The sequence below is a fragment of the Flexithrix dorotheae DSM 6795 genome, assembly GCF_000379765.1.
Classification (GTDB): Bacteria; Bacteroidota; Bacteroidia; order Cytophagales; family Flammeovirgaceae; genus Flexithrix; species Flexithrix dorotheae.
In genome coordinates this window covers 63,793-82,769 of the sequence record NZ_KB903465.1, presented here as the reverse complement: position 1 = coordinate 82,769, position 18,977 = coordinate 63,793, and the positions used below count along the sequence as shown (strand labels likewise).

At 36.5% G+C, this 18,977-nt stretch carries 17 protein-coding genes and 1 pseudogene; 11 read left to right on the top strand and 7 right to left on the bottom strand.

The window, feature by feature from the left end; translation table 11 throughout:
* The first annotated feature begins 54 nt into the window (after window positions 1-54).
* From A3EM_RS0127170 to A3EM_RS0127145, 6 genes are all read left to right on the top strand, one after another.
* On the top strand, window positions 55-402 hold the full coding sequence (locus A3EM_RS0127170) for a hypothetical protein (protein WP_020531402.1): 348 nt from the start codon (window positions 55-57) through the stop codon (window positions 400-402).
* Window positions 399-1,664 carry a hypothetical protein gene (locus A3EM_RS0127165; RefSeq protein WP_020531401.1) on the top strand — a complete coding sequence of 422 codons (1,266 nt, stop codon included), beginning with the start codon at window positions 399-401 and terminating at the stop codon, window positions 1,662-1,664. Before A3EM_RS0127170 ends, A3EM_RS0127165 begins: the two co-directional genes overlap by 4 nt.
* 180 nt (window positions 1,665-1,844) lie before the next feature.
* A complete protein-coding gene (locus A3EM_RS0127160) occupies window positions 1,845-4,073 on the top strand; it encodes a cadherin repeat domain-containing protein (protein WP_169513412.1) in 2,229 nt (742 codons plus the stop codon).
* A gap of 87 nt (window positions 4,074-4,160) precedes the next feature.
* A complete protein-coding gene (locus A3EM_RS0127155) occupies window positions 4,161-4,370 on the top strand; it encodes a hypothetical protein (protein WP_020531399.1) in 210 nt (69 codons plus the stop codon).
* 117 nt (window positions 4,371-4,487) lie between these two features.
* A complete protein-coding gene (locus tag A3EM_RS0127150; protein WP_020531398.1) occupies window positions 4,488-7,121 on the top strand; it encodes a phage tail tape measure protein in 2,634 nt (877 codons plus the stop codon).
* Complete coding sequence (locus A3EM_RS0127145; protein ID WP_020531397.1) at window positions 7,099-7,392, top strand: hypothetical protein; 294 nt, start codon at window positions 7,099-7,101, stop codon at window positions 7,390-7,392. Before A3EM_RS0127150 ends, A3EM_RS0127145 begins: the two co-directional genes overlap by 23 nt.
* A 1-nt stretch (window position 7,393) precedes the next feature.
* Here the strand turns inward: A3EM_RS0127145 and A3EM_RS0127140 are convergent, their stop codons facing one another.
* Both A3EM_RS0127140 and A3EM_RS48065 read right to left on the bottom strand, forming a co-directional pair.
* A complete protein-coding gene (locus A3EM_RS0127140) occupies window positions 7,394-8,530 on the bottom strand; it encodes a tyrosine-type recombinase/integrase (RefSeq protein WP_020531396.1) in 1,137 nt (378 codons plus the stop codon).
* A 229-nt stretch (window positions 8,531-8,759) separates the two neighbouring features.
* Window positions 8,760-8,918 carry a hypothetical protein gene (locus A3EM_RS48065; protein ID WP_020531395.1) on the bottom strand — a complete coding sequence of 53 codons (159 nt, stop codon included), beginning with the start codon at window positions 8,916-8,918 and terminating at the stop codon, window positions 8,760-8,762.
* A gap of 340 nt (window positions 8,919-9,258) precedes the next feature.
* Between A3EM_RS48065 and A3EM_RS0127130 the strand changes: the two genes are divergently transcribed.
* Window positions 9,259-9,756 carry a hypothetical protein gene (locus A3EM_RS0127130; RefSeq protein WP_020531394.1) on the top strand — a complete coding sequence of 166 codons (498 nt, stop codon included), beginning with the start codon at window positions 9,259-9,261 and terminating at the stop codon, window positions 9,754-9,756.
* An 18-nt stretch (window positions 9,757-9,774) separates the two neighbouring features.
* Window positions 9,775-10,356: a thiamine phosphate synthase gene (locus A3EM_RS0127125; RefSeq protein WP_020531393.1), complete on the top strand. Its 582-nt coding sequence runs from the start codon at window positions 9,775-9,777 to the stop codon at window positions 10,354-10,356.
* A 414-nt stretch (window positions 10,357-10,770) separates the two neighbouring features.
* Here A3EM_RS0127125 and A3EM_RS0127115 read toward each other — a convergent pair whose 3' ends face one another.
* From A3EM_RS0127115 to A3EM_RS0127090, 5 genes are all read right to left on the bottom strand, one after another.
* Entirely contained in the window at window positions 10,771-11,154 is a 384-nt protein-coding gene (locus A3EM_RS0127115) for a RidA family protein (RefSeq protein WP_020531391.1), read from the bottom strand.
* 98 nt (window positions 11,155-11,252) lie between these two features.
* Window positions 11,253-13,097: a glutamine--fructose-6-phosphate transaminase (isomerizing) gene (glmS, locus tag A3EM_RS0127110; RefSeq protein WP_020531390.1), complete on the bottom strand. Its 1,845-nt coding sequence runs from the start codon at window positions 13,095-13,097 to the stop codon at window positions 11,253-11,255.
* 91 nt (window positions 13,098-13,188) lie between these two features.
* A complete protein-coding gene (locus A3EM_RS0127105; protein ID WP_020531389.1) occupies window positions 13,189-14,544 on the bottom strand; it encodes a DUF4270 family protein in 1,356 nt (451 codons plus the stop codon).
* Window positions 14,545-14,558: 14 nt separating this feature from the next.
* Window positions 14,559-15,377, bottom strand: coding sequence for a glycogen/starch synthase (locus tag A3EM_RS0127100; RefSeq protein ID WP_020531388.1), 819 nt, complete (start codon window positions 15,375-15,377; stop codon window positions 14,559-14,561).
* 368 nt (window positions 15,378-15,745) lie between these two features.
* Window positions 15,746-16,447, bottom strand: a complete 702-nt coding sequence (locus tag A3EM_RS0127090; RefSeq protein ID WP_020531386.1) for a hypothetical protein — start codon at window positions 16,445-16,447, stop codon at window positions 15,746-15,748.
* A 670-nt stretch (window positions 16,448-17,117) separates the two neighbouring features.
* Here A3EM_RS0127090 and mraZ point away from each other — a divergent pair.
* From mraZ to A3EM_RS43820, 3 genes and pseudogenes are all read left to right on the top strand, one after another.
* Window positions 17,118-17,552: pseudogene (gene mraZ / locus A3EM_RS0127075) on the top strand (division/cell wall cluster transcriptional repressor MraZ); the annotation flags it as partial.
* Between the two features lie 122 nt (window positions 17,553-17,674).
* On the top strand, window positions 17,675-18,589 hold the full coding sequence (gene rsmH / locus A3EM_RS0127070; protein WP_020531382.1) for a 16S rRNA (cytosine(1402)-N(4))-methyltransferase RsmH: 915 nt from the start codon (window positions 17,675-17,677) through the stop codon (window positions 18,587-18,589).
* A gap of 28 nt (window positions 18,590-18,617) precedes the next feature.
* Window positions 18,618-18,974: an FtsL-like putative cell division protein gene (locus A3EM_RS43820; protein WP_020531381.1), complete on the top strand. Its 357-nt coding sequence runs from the start codon at window positions 18,618-18,620 to the stop codon at window positions 18,972-18,974.
* Window positions 18,975-18,977 lie beyond the last annotated feature (3 nt).

The following is an 18,977-nucleotide window of genomic DNA, read 5'->3' as shown; positions in this document are numbered from 1 at the left end:
CTTGTCCTTAAACCTCTCCTGGTATCCTACCAATTTTACAAAAAAAAGTTCAGAATGGCAGAGACAAAAGCTCAACTTAATGCAAGGGCACAAGCAATAAAAGATGCTCAATTACCAGAAAGTATAACAAAGGTGATGGTAGGTGATGCACTATTAAAAATAATTGAGGCTGTATTTAATTATGGATTATCCACTCAAATTTTTGTAGCAGCTGGAGGAGAATCGTTTATCAATATTCCTTTTGCAAAGTATGGAGATTTATCAATTGTAAGGAATGGGGCTGTATTGGTTAAGGATGAGGATTATGCCATTGACATTCAAAATAACCGAGTAGTTTTTTCTGCAAATCTGGACCCGGAAGAGAAAGTAATTTTTATTGCACTTATACAAATAACTTCATGATGAAAAGAATAATTCTATTGCTAATAATGGTAATATCCCTTAGTGGATATGCTCAAACAAAACCCATCTCTATAAGAGTGGTTTCAGATTCTACAACCGCACTAGGTAGGTCATTCTCAAAAAACACTTTAATTCTCAACGAGCAAAACAATACCCTCTGGAAGATACTTGCTTTAACCAATTCAGGTGATGCGCTTGAAGATGTGAGTAAAGCCTTGATCATTGGAACAAACGTAATGGCAGACGTTCCATGGGGAAGTGTGACAGGAGATATTTCCAACCAAATAGATCTAATGAATCTGTTTTCAGGAAAAAGTGACGTAGGACATACACATGATTATGGTACACTGACCAATCGTCCAACCATCCCTACTAACACGGGACAAATTACAGAAAACGGGAACCTTTACTTTACTCCAGAAAGATCAAGGGAGACACTTTTAACAGGTTTAAGCCTGGGGAGTTCATCCAATATTGTATCTTCAGATAATTTCCTGGAAGCCTTTGGAAAACTGCAGGCTCAAATTACAGCTCTTTCCGTTGGCGGAGGTACTGGAGATATGCTTAAATCTGATTATGATACGGATAATGATCAGATTGCTGATAATGCTGAGGCTTTAAATGGCCAGGCTCCTGCATTCTATTTAAATTATTCGAACTTCACCAATACACCAAATCTTTCTATTTATCTCCAAGATGCCCCCAGCGATGGAAATAAGTATGGAAGGCAAGATGGTGGATGGGTAACAATTTCTGAAGGTGGAGGAGGTGTGGATTGGACGCAATCCGGACAAGGCACAATTCACTCTAGCAATTATGTGGATCAAAATACCACATATACTGCAGGTGCAGGTTTAGATTTAACAGCTGGAGTTTTTTCAACCAATTTAACCAGTACGGAAATACCTAATTTGGGAACGACCAAAATCACAACTGGTGTTTTTGCTGATGCTAGGATTGCTGAGTCTAATGTAACCCAGCATGCCTCTGCCTTAACAATTACAAGGTCTCAGATTTCAAATTATGTATACCAACCTTTAGTCATCCAGTTTGAAGCTGATGGAACCGTTTACATACCCATTCATGAGAATATTACTTACAACCTAGTTACCACTTATAAAACTGGAACAGGCACGGTAACATTTGAAAAAAACAATTCAAGTGAAACTGGTTCTACTTCCTTTGCTGCTACTGATGTTTTGGAGGTGATCGCAACAGGTGTATCAGGATATGTTTCAATCACTATACCCCGAACAAACTAACTAGCTATGAAAAGACTATTTTTTTTAATCTTAGCACTCAGTTTAAGTCTTGGTGTTATGGCTCAGTTTGTTATAGTTAAAAAGGCTATAACTGTACACCACTTTGTTGTTTTAGGGCAAAGTCAAGCTGGTGGTTATAATTCTAGTCCAGCATTAACAACAAGTGGAGTAAGTAATGTTTTGACATTGCAAGATGGTCCTTTAGAGGTCAATAATTCCGGTAATTTGGTACAGCTAACCGAAGGTGACACGTTCAACTCTACAGGTGGACCAGCTCCAACTTCAAATGTGGAAACTATTGCAACCTCACTTGGGCAGCAATTAGATGATTTTGTAAATAATAAACATTTCCGGTATGTAGTAACAATTCATGCATCAGGAGGAAAAACAATTACCCAGCTAAGCAAAGGAGGTTCAACCGGACTTTTTGAGGAAGCAATTTCAAGTGTTTCAAGGGTAAAAACAATATGCGATTCAAACGGATGGAAATATAAAGTGCACCTAATTTGGATGCATGGAGGAACTGGAAATAACAGTCCAACTCCGTACGGTGATCAATTTGTTGATTTAATAAATGACTTTAGAACAGATGTAATACCTCATTTGCATAGTGAACAGGATACAAGCCAAGTGCATGTATTTGCAGATCAACAAAGGTTAGTTGGTAGTCCAGACTACTCTATTCAGCTTCATGAGAAGGCTTCAAAATATAGTAATGTACATATCTCACATTCAAGATACCGAGCAGATTATCAGGGAGACAATATACATATTACCTCTCATGGAGAGAGGTATGAGGGGGTAATGTTTGCCAGGTCAATTTATAGTGAATTGTTTAGTTCTGGTTGGGAAGAATTAAGGCTTGGAACTCCTAGTTTTGACGGGGTTTCAAAATTTACTATTCCAGTTCTGGGAGCCTCTGGAGCTGTTCAAGGTAGTGGGAATTTTGGGATTCAATTGTGGAATGATACCGATTCACAAAATGAAAGTTTTACGGGAGTGATTAACGGCTCTAATTTAGAGTTAACCCTTTCAAGTCCTCATTTGTCCGGGACTAAGAATTATGAAATTCGAGTGAAACAAGGTGGTACGGGTGAACTTTACGATTCATCAAGCGAGGTGTTCATGTTTAATGATGGCTCTGCAAGTCCTTATGATCCAAAAAAATACATTGTACGACATACGGTTTACGCAATTGCAACCGTAGATCAGGATGCGCCAACAGATATTTTATTATCAAGTTCATCGATTAATGAAGGCAATAATATAAATGATGTAGTAGGAGTATTAACAAGCGATGTTTCCGAACCAAATACTTATTCACTTGTAAGTGGTACGGGAGACAATGACAACGCTAGTTTCAATATTTCAGGTCAAAGTTTAAGAGCTTCACAGGTTTTTGATTATGAATCCAAAACATCATATTCAATCAGGGTTAGATCTTCAAATTTTGGTGGAAGTTTTGAAAAGTCTTTTACAATAAATATAAATAACCTTGCTGATACACCACCTTCAGATATAGCATTAAGTTCAAATTCTATAAATGAAAACAATAGTATCAACGACATAATAGGATCTTTAACTTTTACAGGCGATGGCAGCCCTACTTATTCTTTGATATCAGGTTCAGGTGATACTGATAATGCGTCTTTTAATATCTCTGGCTCTAATCTTAGAGCAAATGAGGTATTTGATTTTGAGACGAAATCAAGTTATTCATGTAGGATTCAGGTTTCAACCGCTTTCGGTACTTATTCAGAATCGTTTTCTGTCTCTGTAAATGATGTAGATGAAACGGAGAGGATCCTTGTAGATTTAGGCCGTGATGGTGGAAATAGTGTAGTAAGTGGAACTCCGGACGTAAACGGGAACCACTGGAATAACTTCGAAGATCAAATTCCACAAGATTATGGAGAATTAATCACAACTAGCAACAATGCAAGTGGAATAAGTATGGAACTTTTGCAAGAAGGTGACAATGGATATGCCGATGGCAAAGGGAGTAATGACACGGGCGCAAATTCATCCACAACCAAGTACCCAAATACTGCATGGGTTGATAGCTGGTTTCTATGGAGTGGTAATGGAAACCTTCCTATGAGATTGAAATTTTCTGGTTTTGATATAGGTGAAACATACACCATTTTTCTAACAGGAGCTCGGGCTGGAGGAACTTCGAGATCTGCAAATGTTGGTAATGAAAACGGGCTAACAAATCATACAAACCCGGCAAAGGGTGCTAACTCGAATAATTATTTTGATGCAGGTACTGACGATGTAGATTATAATACAGACGATAATGGAGTTTTATATACAATAACAGGAGTAACAGAAGTTACCTTTTCCGTCTCAGTGCGGGCTGGTAGCCAGTTCGCATATGTGGGGATTATTGATATTACTAAGCAATAGTCTTGTCCTTAAACCCCAGCTGAATAAACCCCACATTAGTAACTCTAAATAATTGATTAATTAATCATTCATTAAAAATTGAAAATCATGTTAAAAGCATTTTTTCCGTTAATTCTTCAAACTGCCACTACTGCATTGGTGGAGGCTGTGAGTAAGAAAAAAGATAGTAAAGTAGTGCAGTTCCTTTTTAAGGATAGAGTAAAAAAGGTAGTCATTGCCTTCAATGAAGCTTATTTCAAAGCAGAAACTGAGCTGGGTTTTGATGAAATAGATGATGATGGTGATGGACAGGGATAAGGTTTAAACTTCCATTTTGTTTATAGTAAAAAGCATGGCCGAGTTTGGTCATGCTTTTTTTTGTCCTTAAAAAGGGCATGGAAAATTTCCAATTTGGCATTATAAAATCAAACCATTATGGCCAGAGGAAAAGGAGATAAAAAGGTAATCAAATTAAATATTGATGGTAAAGGCTCTGCTACCACCCTCAAAGAACTTCATGCAGATGCCAGGAAGTTAAAAGCGGTATTGGCCAATATCAATCCTGATGATAAAAACAAAATCCAAGAATATAAAAATAAACTTGACCAGGTAAAAGCAGCCACTCAGAAAGTTGGAGAAGAAACCGGTCTGATCAAAAAGAAGATTGATCATGCCAACCAATCCATGGGAAAGTTTGGTACTGCAGTGAATAAAGTGGGAGGTTTTATGAAAACGGCTTTCAAGGCCACCGGAATTATCCTGTTGGTAGATAAGATTTTGGAAGTAGTCCAGGGACTAGGTTTGATTGGAATAGAATCAGTAAAAGCCAGGCGGGATGTCAGGCTGTTATTCTCAGAAAGTGGAGAAGATATTGATGCATTAACTGCCAAAAGTATCACCCTGGCGAATGCTATGGGTGAAGACACTAAAACCGCTGCAGGAGCTGCTAAAGTAGCCTATGAAGCTTTTGGAGGCTCAGCCGGAAAAATCCTGGATGAACTCCTGCTCACCTCCAATTTACTGGTAGATTCGCAAGGGGAATTTTTGGATGTGGTCCAGGAATTTTCACCCAAAATAGCTGAGGCTGGAGGAAGTTTTGAAGATTTCATGGGCACTCTGATCAGAGCTGAAAGAGCTGGAGCCAGGAACCTGGATGTAGTGGCAGATTTGTACCAGGAAGCCGGGCAAAGGTTAAGGGATCCAACAGATGCAACTAAAGAAGCAATTACATCTTTGGGAAAAGATTTTAAGGAAAAACTTTTTGATGAAATTGACAAGGGATCTCTAAAAACTGGAGATGCTATGGTCAGGATCACAAAAAGAATGAATGAGCTAAATATTGGGGCTACAGCTACACAAAAGATCATTTCAGATGTGTTTGGCTCCCAGGGAGAAGAACTCACCATTAATTTCTTAAAGAACCTGGAGAATATTGAAGGTGGTTTTGAGGACCTGATTGCCTCAGCAGATTATTACACCCAGGCGCAAATCAAAATGCAAAAAGATCAGGAACAATTCAACCTGATCATCACCAAAGTATCAGATAAAATTGTCAATTTTTTATCGGAATTGTATGTAAAATCTGAGCCGGTTATCCAGATATTCAAAGCCCTGGGAAAACAGGTTTACCAGTTATACCAGGAACTTTCCAACCTGGTGGATCAGCTGGAAATATTTGGGGAAAATACCAGTGCAGTGGATGTGATTGTAAAGGTCTTAACCGGAACATTTAAGGTGTTGACCTTCACCATATCAGCTATCCTGAAAGTATTTAGAGGGTTGATAAATGGCTTCATTACCATTTATAATAATGTAGAAATTGTAAGAGGAGGTTTGCATGCCCTGGCCAGTACTTTTAAAAGTGTTTTTTCTGATATTAAAAAAACACTGCTGGAAGCTAAAGATGGGATTTCAGAAGTGATTGAAGGGATCTTTACTTTGGATCAGGCCAAAATCAAATCAGGCTATGAAAAACTATCCGGATCTCTGGTGGAAAATTATACTAACCTGGGCAAAAATGCAGCTGCAGCTTTTCAATCAGGCTATCAATTTGGAGCTGGAAATCAGATTGATTTGCTAGGAGCTGGAGAAGATTTTGGAGCTAATTCATCAGTGAGCACAAATAAAACTGATATCAATCAAGATAAGAAAACTCCAGCTGGAGGTGGAATTGTATCTGGGTATAAAAAAGATGAAATCCTGAAAGTGAAAGAAAGCCAGGCAGAGCTGCTGAAACTGGAAGAGGATTTTGGGAAAAAAGTCCTGGAGATTAGAAAGAAAACAGAGGAGGAGAAAAAGAAAATGGAGTATGATGCCCTGGTGGCCCATCAGAATTTAACCCAGGAAAAAGAGGAAGCAGCAGCCCAGTTAGCCATAAAAGGAACCGAAACAGCGATCAATGCTACCCTGGAATATTTGACAGCAGATGAGGAGCTGAGGAAAAAACATTTTGAGAAAATAAAGGCAGCTCATATTGTAGGCATCAATGCTGAGGTGGCTTCAGAAATAGCCGGGATCTGGAAAAATGCCAACACCAATCCTATAAATGCGATCCTTCCAGGATCAGGAGCAGTGATTGCAGGTTTGGAAACAGCTGCAGCATTGGCCAGAGCCAATAATGCCATTAAAAAAGTGAACAGCCAGAAACTGGCCAAAGGAGGAGAATTGAAAGGACCAGCTCATTCCCAGGGAGGCATCCAAGGCTGGGGAGGCTTTGGTCATATTGAAGCTGAAGGAGGTGAATTTATGGTGAATAAACATGCCTATGCCAATAATCAGGATATCATTAAAACCATTAATCAGGCTGGGAAATACTCCAGGTTTGGGTTAGTGAAAATGGCAACTGGAGGGCCATTGCCAGTAGCCAATACCACTCCTAGCAATGAGGCCATCACAGCGGTCAGTCAACACAATAATCAGGAAACTCTGGAAATGTCCAGGATGATGATAAAAGAACTGGCAGGCTTAAGAAAAGATATCAATGATTTTGAAAGAGAAAAAGAAATTTATTTAAACACTTTAAAGTTGGAGGATCAGCTCACGAAAAATGCAAAAATCAGAAACTATTGAAATGAAACCACAAGTAAATATTGATTTGATAAATAAAATTTACACCTGGGCAGTGCCTTCATTTTTGGGAGGTCTTTTTATTATGACTGGGTTCTATTTCACAACCCTTGCACGACTTTCTAATGCAGAATCAAAAATAAAGAAGCTGGAAGAAAACCAATTTACCTTCAAAGATGCAGAGCAGGAATTTAAACCTATGCAGGTGGATTTGAGCTATATGAAAAGAGACATTGCCGAAATCAAACAATTGCTTAGAGATAGTAAAAAGTAGGTTAGGTGAATCCATCCAGGTCAGTGGCCTCAGTGTATAAACCTAATTCCCTGAGATAAACATCTGTTGTGGAAATACTACTATGTCGGCACTGCCTGGATACCAGTTTTATATCTTTGGTAAGCCGGTATAACTTACAGCAACCTGTATGTTTAAAACTGTACATACTGTAATTATGGTCATATCCCAATTCATCTAGGATTGCCCTAAATCTTTTCTGAATGTTGGATTTTCCATAAGGCGGTTGACCTTTCTTTCCTTTATTTCGGAAAATGTAATGATACCCTGGATGATCCAAAAAGCCAGATTCCTTCAAAATGGCAATAAATGCCTTCGGGATCAATACAAAATTAGTTTTGGAAACTTTGGAAACATTTGAACCTACCCGAATTTTACCACTTGAAATATCCACATCAGCTATTTTCAGGAAACGAACTTCCTTAGGACGTAAAAAACAATAATATACAAAACATGCAGTCAGGAACACTTCATAATCATGCACTTTCAGATAGTCGAAAATATCACCTACCTCATTATCCAGATAGGGGAAATTCTTAATTGGCTGTGGGGTTTTTATTCTTTTTATACCATTTACAGGATTTTTTTCTATAATTTCCCGATCCACAAAAAACTCAAAAAAAATCGATAATATTTTCTTCTTATAATTTCTAGTGCTATTACCCCAATTGTATTTTTTCTGACATTCATCCATAAAAAAAACGATGTCAGATCGGGTAAAATCAGTAACCTTTAAGGAATTGTTTTTTTTAGAAAAAAACGGGAGAAATACTTTGTAAAGCAATTGTTCATAAACATCCACATGCTCCACACTTTTTTTCTTATGCTCAATAAACTTGAAAATGGCATCATAAAGCTCCATCTCTTCTTCCTTACGACCAATATATCCACCATTTTGAAGATTATTATTGATTTCAGCAATAGTTCTGTCCGCCCATGCAAGCCTTTCCGCAGCAGTAGGATATTTTTTTGAAGAGATAAAAATTTGTTTTCTAACAAGCTTATTAGCTTCTACAGAATACGGCCAATATTCAACCACCCACCTTTTCGAAAGATCCTCCCCATACGTTTTCAGCACAGCCTTTCTAAAGTCGGGCATAAACCCTTTTTTATAAATCATGTTGCAAAGTCGTGTTGCAAATTTGACAAAATAACTCGTTATTAAACTGCAAGATACTGATTATCAGATATTTATAAAAATTTAAGGGCAAATAAAAACCCAAACGGAAAGTTTGGGTTTTGTGTTGTGATGGAGTCCGATTGATTAATTGCGATAGGAATTGTAACTTTTACTTTTAAAAGGAGAATTGCAATCCTCCTTAAAATGAATTTTTCAAATTAGAGAAAAATTATTTCTTATATTTTTCTTTTAGGCTATTGACATAGCTTCTTCTGTCTTCCCAAATATTTTGATTCTTTCTTACTTTCTCTAAATGATTATTCATAAAGAAGATTTCATTTTTAAGGTCCTTGAGTAATCTTTCGGTTTTATGAGTGGCGGTTTTCATACTGGGAGAATTGGGTTAAATAATTTTAAAAAATGATTTATGCTAAAATAAACAACTTTTGTTTAAAAATTAAATAAATAATGTTAAAAAAAATAACATTTTTATTTTCCCTCTCTACCTATGAATAAACCAAAATTGGAATGGTAACCTGTTTTTTCTAAAAGTCCTATTATTTCATTTCTCAACCTCAGTATATGCATTATTTGAAGAAGGAAAAGAAGGGAATTTTTAACTTTTGGAAAATTACAGATTAGATTTGAATGCTGATTTTCCTTATGACTCTATTTAATTTTGAAAATCAAAAGAAGTTTTTGCCGAAAATTTAAATAAATTGATATTGATGAAAGAACTTAATTTTAAAAACGCATCAGAGTATTTATCAAAATTAAGATCCACTTTTTATATTATGGTGGGGTTTCCCCTTCCTGTGTTTTTGTATGTTTATTTTGCCTCAAGAGAAAATAATTATTCTCCGGTTTTAAAAGCCATACCTGATTATCTTTTAGTGTCAATCCCTGTGGTTTGTTTTGGAATGGCGGCCTTTGCCTACATTGCTTTTTTTAGAAAATTAAAAGTATCCAGAACCATTTCCGATTTGAGGGAAAAACTGACTCATTATTATACTATCAGCCTTAATAAATTCATTTGGCTGGAAGTGGCTTCTGTGGTAAACGTATTGATTTATTTTTTATCTGGAAATATAGTTTTTGCCGGTTTATATATTGCTATGCTTATACTTTTCGCCATGAATAATCCTAATTATTTTAGCGTTGTGGGTGATTTAAGGCTAAGTAAAACCGAGAAGGAAATTATGAAACAAAATATGACAATTCCTTAATCAAATTTTTCCCTTGCCATGAAAATACTCGTGCTTTCTCCACCCGAAACCATTCCGAATGAACTAGAATATTTAAAAGGTTTCTTTAACCACGGTTTAGAAATATTTCATTTAAGAAAACCGAAGTTTAGTTTGAGAGAGCTGGAACAATATATTCAAAAAGTTCCGGTAAAGTTTCATCCAAGAATAATGTTGCATTCTCATCATGATTTAATTGATAAGTATGACCTGAGGGGGCTTCATTATAGTGAGAAGACCAAAGAGTCATGGCAATTGAATAATCCACACCTTAAATCTACGTCTTTTCATAGTTTGGCTCAGTTAACGGAGGATAATCCCATATTTGAATATGTGTTTTTAAGCCCGATTTTTAATAGTATTTCCAAACCCGGGTATAGTGCAGCTTTTAAAATTGAGGATTTAAAGCAAGCTCTGGCGGGTTCTAACACGACAGTTATAGCATTGGGAGGTATGAACAAACAGAGTATCGGTCGGGTAAAACAATTGGGGTTTAGTGGAATGGCATTGCTTGGTGGCATTTGGAATAGAATATCACCTGTTGAAACTTTTCAGGAGATTTGCGCGCTTACAAATACTTAATTTCCCCAGATGCTTTCCTTGCAAAAACGCTCATTCGGCAAAATACCTGGGAGAGGGGAAAGTACTAACAGGCCTTATTTTTGCGTTAACAAACTTAAATATATACAATACTCATTTTTTAGGCAGAATCAGAATTTTTTGTATTTATGAACAAGTTCCTACAAGATTTGGTTAAAATTGTGACATAGTACAACAGGTTCTTTTTCCGGCAAATTTGATTGAAATAATATGAATGAATTGAGAAAAATATTTTTCTATTTTTTGATGGCAATATTTTTTCTGGGAATACAGACAGGCTGTAAATCATATTATGACAGACAAAAACCAAAAGGTCAGACCTGGCTGCCCAAGCATAAAGCATCTAAAAAAAGCATGAAAAAGTATAATTCTAAGGGAAGAAAGCATTAATAGCATTTACCCCTTATAGGCTATCAGAGATATTTCTACATTTACATCTTTGGGTAATTTACTTACTTCCACTGTCTCCCTGGCTGGGAAATTACCCTCCGAAAAATAAGAGCCATACACCTCATTCACCTGCTGAAAATTCCCTAAATCCTTCAAAAAAATTGAGCACTTCACTACATCATTAAAAGAAAGTTTGGCTTCTTCTAATATAAATCCCAGGTTTTTCATTACCTGATGGGTCTCTTCTTCTATCGTGTCGTTAATTAGGTTTCCGGTTCCTGAATCAAGGGCAATCTGGCCTGAAACGAATAGGTTATTGCCAGCCAGAACGGCTTGACTATAGGGCCCAATAGGTTGGCCGGCTTGGGGATTATAAATGGTTTTTTTCATGGTTATTTAATTGAAAGAGAAAATGGATATTTTGGCCAAAGAAAAAGGCAAAGCTGCATTAAAGCAACTTTGCCTTTTGTTTTTTTAGTTATTTGATATTATTCCACCGTAACGGACTTGGCAAGGTTTCTTGGCTGGTCAACGTTACAGCCTCTCATCACTGCAATATGGAATGACAGTAATTGAAGCGGAATCACGGAAATCAATGGCATAATGGTTTCATGGCAGGAAGGCACTTCAATAACATGATCCACCATCTTGGGAATTAAAGCATCGCCTTTAGTGACAATGGCAATTACTTTCCCTTTTCTTGCTTTTACTTCCTGAATATTAGAAACAATTTTATCATAAGAACTATCCCTTGTGGCAATAACCACCACCGGCATTTCTTTGTCAATTAAGGCAATGGGGCCATGCTTCATTTCAGCTGCAGGATAACCTTCAGCATGGATATAGGATATTTCCTTAAGTTTTAATGCTCCTTCCAATGCTACAGGGAAGTTATAGCCTCGCCCCAAATAGAGGAAGTTTTTAGCATCCTTATAAAGTTTGGAAATTTCTTCGATCTGGCCGTTCAAATCCAGAACTTCCTGAATTTTCCCGGGAATGCTTTCCATTTCCTCGGTAAGTTCCTTAAACTGATTATCTGATAATGTCTTTTTATGACGGGCAAGCATCAATGCCAGAATATTCAGTACAGTTAACTGGGCGGTAAATGCTTTGGTACTTGCTACGCCAATTTCAGGACCAGCGTGAGTGTAGGCACCTTCATCCGAGGCTCTGGCAATAGAAGAACCCACCACATTACAAATGCCCAATATTACAGCTCCCTTGGCTTTTGCCATCTCAATAGCAGCAAGGGTATCTGCAGTTTCACCGGATTGGGAAATGGCCAACAAAACGTCCCCTTTATTTATAATAGGATTCCTGTAACGAAACTCAGAAGCATATTCCACTTCTACTGGGGTCCTTGTAAGTTCCTCAATAACATATTCTGCCACCAGGCCGGCATGCCAGGAGGTCCCACATGCTACAATTATTATCCTGTTTGCATTTACAAGATCATCTACATGTTTCCTGATTCCTCCTAAAGCTGCATGGTCTTTATTAGAAACCAATCTACCCCGCATACAATCCGCAACAGATCTTGGTTGCTCAAAAATTTCCTTCAACATGAAATAATCATAACCACCTTTTTCTATGGCTTCCAGCTCCATGTCCAGGGTTTGTATATAAGGATTTTGAGCTATATCTTCAATGTTTTTGATTGAAATATTGCCGTTTCTGTTGATGATGGCAATTTCCTCATCATTAAGATAAACCACATCCTTGGTATATTCAATAATGGGAGTAGCATCAGAGGCAAGGAAAAACTCTTCATTATTAGCCCCAATACCTATCACAAGAGGACTTCCTTTTCTGGCTGCAATAAGCTGGTTGGGATTATCCTGTGAAATTATTACAATGGCATAAGCCCCCACTACTTTGGTTAAGGCTATTCTCACTGCCTCTTCAAGAGTGCATTCATTATGTTTTTGGATATCTTCTACAAAATGAATGAAAACTTCAGAGTCTGTTTCACTTTGAAATTCATGCCCTTTGGAAATTAAATCCTTTTTAATGGCAGCATAATTTTCGATTATCCCATTGTGAATCAGGGCAAGTTTTTTATTGGAAGAATAATGGGGGTGAGCATTGACATCATTCGGTTCTCCGTGAGTGGCCCATCTGGTGTGGCCTATGCCGATAGTTCCTGTCAGATTTTCTTTCTGAATAAGATCTTCAAGCTCTTTTACTTTACCTTTTTTCTTGTAAACTTCAAGTGAGTCTTCAATTACTGCTATTCCAGCACTATCGTATCCTCTATATTCTAATCTTTGAAGCCCTTTTATTAGGACGGGACTGGCTTCTCTGTTACCCAGGTATGCAACAATGCCACACATAGTATTTGGTTAAAAAATGAGTTGAAAAAATTTATTTGTAAGACAATTATTAAACTGAAAAATGCAAAATAATTGCCTTACATATAAAAAATTATAGTATTGAATAGAATATTCTCAAGCGGAGTTTGGACTCTCCCGGGTGATCTGGATCGGAAATTAATAAACGGTTTATGTTTTCATTCCTAAGGGGGTTAAGGTCCAGGTAAAACCCGGTGTTTTTCCTGGTTCCTTCAATAATCTCCTGCATATATGAAGTCATTTCAGCCATAGGATAAGTACCTGCACTTGAATTATAAACCATGTTTTTTATTGGAGTTGTACTTCCAAAAACCTCACTTACAGTTATTCTTCGTCCATCTTGTCCCAGAGGAAGAGAAGCTTCATCCAATAGTCTTCTTGAAAAATTTAATTCCCCGTCTTCACTCAATACAATAAAAGAGAGGTTTCCAGAAGGAGTTCCATAATTGGAAATACTTCCCTCTACCGGGTCAAAACTTAACTGGGCTCTGTTTACCCCAAAAAACTCTACATTATTCCCTTTAAACTGATCAAGATAAGGAAATTCAATTTTAAGCGTCAGGCCAGTACCACCTATAAAATATCCTTCATTTTGCAATTGCGATGTGGGAATAGATTCTCCAAATTGTAACCCTGCCAAAGCCGGATTACTACTCAGATCAAGTGTGGCATTATAGAATGACCGGTTAAAATATAAGGTTTTTGTTTTTACCGTTTCCGAATCAGTTGTCCTGTAATAAATCCTTACATAAGTGGGGATAGAAGGACTTTGCGAAGTAGGAAGTGAAATTTTTAGTGCAAATCCGTCATCCTCCGGAGCGGGAGCCACTTTTATCCCTTTAAAGGTTTCGTCCACTTTATCGGGGTTATTAAGGTCATCAAAGTTTTTAATATATTCAAAAATTTTCTGACCGTAGCCATCTGCCCTGATGGTAAATATATCAACCGTATCGGTGGACGGATTTACCTCAGTAGAGCCCAGTAGGTTTGGATCGAATTCCAGGTTACTTGTTTGATAATAAATGGAATCATCAAAGCCCTGAGTTAATTCATACAGATCAAAAGTCTGGCTATTGTTTTCCTCTCCGGAAACCAGTGTATAAGCAAAAAACACTTTGGCTGAGTCGAAAATTGCATCAGCACTTTCAAGAAAATCCAAAGTATCTAACCTAAGATGCAGGTAGCTACTGGTGGAAGTTTTCCCAAATTTGTCATCATTTAGATTTCCAATTAATATTTTGTTGTTGGTAATGAGAGAATCTACCAGTGTGACTGAAGTTTTTACCGTAATAGTGTCAGTAAAGTGTGTACTCACTATTAGGTTATCTCCCTGTAGTTCTAATCCTATCTCCTCCAGGTTGTTGCAGGATGTAAAGTATAAAAGGATTACTGCTAAGAGTAATCCTTTTGAATAAATATTTTTCTTCATAAAAATATTATCGCCTATTCAAACAATTCGTTATAAAGATCATAATAGGAGTCCAGATATTCCTCACCAGCCTCAATCACATCAATTTTCTTCTTATCCTGAAATTCGTTAAGAAGTCCATTTATGGTATTTTCTACTTCATTGCTGGATTTGGTTACAATGTCGGAATACTCAGCACCTATTTTAATAAATCCATCATAATCGGCCGACTGAAGATTGGTTAGCATCCCATCCTCAATATCTACCATTTTTACTTTTGAGATTAAGTCTCCTTCAAATTTATGATCGAATTGTGTATTGTATACCGTGAAAATAGTTTTAGCATCCTTGAACATAGGATCGTTTTTATATGTTGTTTTCAGGTACATTGGAATCAAACTTGTCATCCAATCGTTGCAATGCACAATATCGGGAGCCCAACCTAATTTTTTCACCGTTTCAATTACCCCTTTGCAAAAGAAAATTGCTCTTTCATCATTATCACTGTAAAATCGTTCCTGCTTATCTTTAAATACAGACTTTCTGTGGAAATAATCTTCATTATCGATGAAATAAACCTGAAGTTTTGCACTTGGAATTGAAGCAACTTTAATGGTTAAGGGTTTTTCTTCATCTCCCACGACAATGTTAATTCCCGATAATCTGACTACTTCATGAAGACGATTTTTTCGTTCATTAATTAATCCAAACCTTGGAACCAGAATTCTGATTTCCATACCTCGTTCCTGCATAGATTGAGGTAATTTCCTCACATAATCAGCAACTTCGGTGGTTTTTAGGAAGGGATTAATTTCACTTGAAACATAAAGAATTTTAAGATTCTGCTTCGACATGTCCTTTTTTGATTTACATTAATTTAACCGCAAAAGTACAAAAAAATAAAGGTTTTTCAATATAATTTTAATGTTTTAAACATGTTGATAGCCCTTGTTAATTAAATAATAAGCAACTTTTTTAGCCGCCCTTTTTCATTAAATGCAGGAAATTGCCTAATGGTTTCCTGAAGATAAAAATATAGTAAAAATTGGGTTCCCATTTGTAGAATTATATGGAAATTACTCAATAGAATTGATTTGTTAATGCCTTAAGGTTGAGTAAGATATAAAGGGGTGTTTTCCAGAGTAACCGGAATTAAACTTGAAGAAAAATCAGGAATAGTTTTGCTTTGTGGGTTCTGCTTACTTATCAAGGTTAAAAAGTATTAATTTTCAATTCCAAAATCAATTATTTTTTTTGAGATAAAAATGCCTCCAATAATAGAGTCTCTTCCATAATTAGGGTCATTAAAATCGCTGAGGTATTGAAGTACTTCATGGTGTTTGTAAATCATACCTATACTGTCTGCATAGATTTCCCAGCGTACATCTTTGGCTACGAGACTTGAGTCCTCGCTGTGCATTATCTTTACCGTATTATCGAAAGAAAAGTTATTGAGGGAAAAGGAAGAATAGAGGTCCCGAATACTGTATATATTTTCCCCAAAGGAATTGAACCTGTTGCCATCCCAGGTAGTTTTGTGCTCTATTGGAAAAACAATCTTTACAAACGGAATATTATTCTCTGTTTTAACTATCCTTGATGGCGTTGTTTTTAAGGTCCAAACCGAATCTATTTTCCATTGGTAAGAGGAGTCAATTCTGGTGAATTGTTCAATTCTATAGATCGAATCGCCTGAAAGATCAGCAAAGGGGGCTTTAATGATTTCCTTCATTTGATATTCGAGGGTATCACTTTTTTTGAGTTCGTCAAATTGGATGCTTTTTACCTGATAGGTAATAAACCTTCCGGGTGCTATGGGGTAAAAGCTTTCACCAAGGGAAATTAATTCAGGATCAATATTTCCGGTCTGGCAGGAAAAAAGGATTAATGAAAGGGAAATAAATCTCAGGAAATGCTTCATCATTATTTTCAATTGATCAACAAAAAATCTGATTAATTTAATTGAAAGCTGTCATTAAACTTGAATTGCAATGGCGCTAAAAAACTGCCATGGTGCTAAAAAATACACCTTTCCAACGCTTGGTTTATTTTCCTTATTGGCTTCAATGCGTATTTATTTCCACTCATTTCCAATGATTTATCGGGTTTGAAAAAAAGGATGTTTTTGGTGAATTTTTCCATTTTTTCCTCAAAAAACCACAAGTCCCCAATTTTTGGGTAAATTTTGCTGATTTTTCCCACTTTCTTCCACTATATCAAAAACACCCTCTAAAAACATATGGTTTTTAGGGCTTGATTCAGGCAGTATGGGAAATTAATCCACTTAATTTGTTAATGCTTGTAAAGTGTTTAGGTGAAAAAAAAGCTGTTTTTATTTGGATTTAGACTGGAATTCAAAATTTTGTATAATTTATTGAATATCAATATTTTATATCTTGTTTTTCTTTCTTTAAATACTTTCCTTTTTTTTCGAAATCACCTTTTTGAGTGGGGGTATAATAAAAGAGTAGTTTGGGTAGTTTATAAAAATGAGGGGGAAAAGTGGTAAAAAGTGCCTGAAAGTGGTTGATTAATTAATTTATATTGTTAGATTTGTATTATGGTGTACCATATAAAGTGAAAAATTTCGCCTAATGTCTTATTTCTCAAGTGAATTCGAATGTAAATTAGATGCCAAGGGTAGGTTGGTTTTGCCATCCCGGGTAAAGTCTGATTTACCAGAAGATTCCGAAAATAAGATAGTGATTAAAAGAGGTTTTGAGCCTTGTCTTACGATTTATCCTTATGCAGAATGGATGAAGATTTTTAATAAGGTGGCAAAACTGAATGAATTTAATCCAGAGGATAGAAAATTCCAGCGAATTTTTTTGAGGGGAAACACTGAAATAGAATTGGATAAAACCGGGAGGTTTGTGATTCCAAAGTCGATGCTCAGGTATGCCAAGCTGGAAAAAGATGTGTTGTTGATTGGTTTGGGTAAAAGGGTGGAAATCTGGAACCCTGAAGTTTATGATGAATTCCTTTTTGGTGACCAGAATGAATATTCATTGCTGGCTCAAAAATATTTGGGTAATTGGGAAGATGATGATGAGCAAGAAGTAAAAGAGGAAGAAGTAACCGAAGAGGAAAAGGTTGAAGTGGATAACCAGGAAGAAAACATTGAGGAATAAATTATAAATTTTTTGAATATATGGCCACCTATCATGTTCCGGTGTTGTTGGATGAGTGTATTGAGGGATTGGAAATTAATCCGGATGGTGTGTATGTGGACCTGACTTTTGGTGGGGGAGGACATTCCAAAGCAATTTTAACTAAGCTTAATAAAGGGAAATTAATTGCATTTGATCAGGATCTGGAAGCGGTGAAAAATGCGGAAGGTTTAGATAAAAATAAATTTACGTTGGTGGAGTCAAATTTCAGACACCTGAAACGGTATTTGAAAATTTTAGGTTTTCCCAAAGTTTCCGGGATTTTGGCTGATTTAGGTGTTTCATCCCATCAGTTTGATAAAGGGGAAAGAGGATTCTCCATTAGGGGAGTAGGAGAGCTGGATATGCGAATGGATCAGACCAAAGGGATTACAGCCAAGGAAATTGTAAATGAATACAGTGAGGATGAGTTGGTGGTTGTATTTAGTAGCTATGGGGAGGTGAAGAATTTCAGGAAACTGGCCTCAGGAATTGTGAACAGCAGGGCAGGAAAGTCTATTGAAACTACAAAAGACTTATTAGATATAGTCGAAAAATATTCCCAGAAGGGGAAAGAGTTTAAATATTTTGCCCAGGTTTTTCAAGCGCTAAGAATTGAGGTGAATGATGAGATGGGTGCTTTGAAAGAAATGCTGCTCCAAACGGAGGAGGTGCTGGAGTCAGGAGGCAGATTGGTAGTCATGTCCTACCATTCATTGGAGGACAGACTGGTGAAAAATTATTTGAAAACCGGGAATCTTGAGGGGAAAGTGGAAAAAGATTTTTATGGTAATTTAATAAGGCCATTTACTCCGGTGAGCAATAAACCAATAAAGGCATCGGATGAGGAGATTGCCAGAAATAACAGGGCAAGAAGTGTGAGGTTGAGGATTGCCACTAAAAATGATTTAAAATAAATAACACAATAGCATAAAGATTTAGATTATGAGTACTAATACTTACGCTAAGCCGGAAGAAGAAAAAAAAGGAGTGTTGGGGAATTTGTCCGGGTACAAATTCGAGTTCGCTTTTGATGACAAAACTGCCATCAAGTATGTACCGTATTTCTTTTTCCTTACATTTCTCGGAGTGATCTATATTGCGAATACTTATTATGCAGATAGAGTGGTGAGAGAAATAAATTTACTGGAAAAAGATGTTGAAAAACTCAGGGTAAATTATGGCTCCAGAAAGTATGAGTATATTAATATGAGTAAAAGAGATGAAATTGTAAACCAAGTAAAAGGACTTGGTTTAATTGAAAATGATAAACCTGTAATTAAAATTGAAATAAAAGAATAGGAA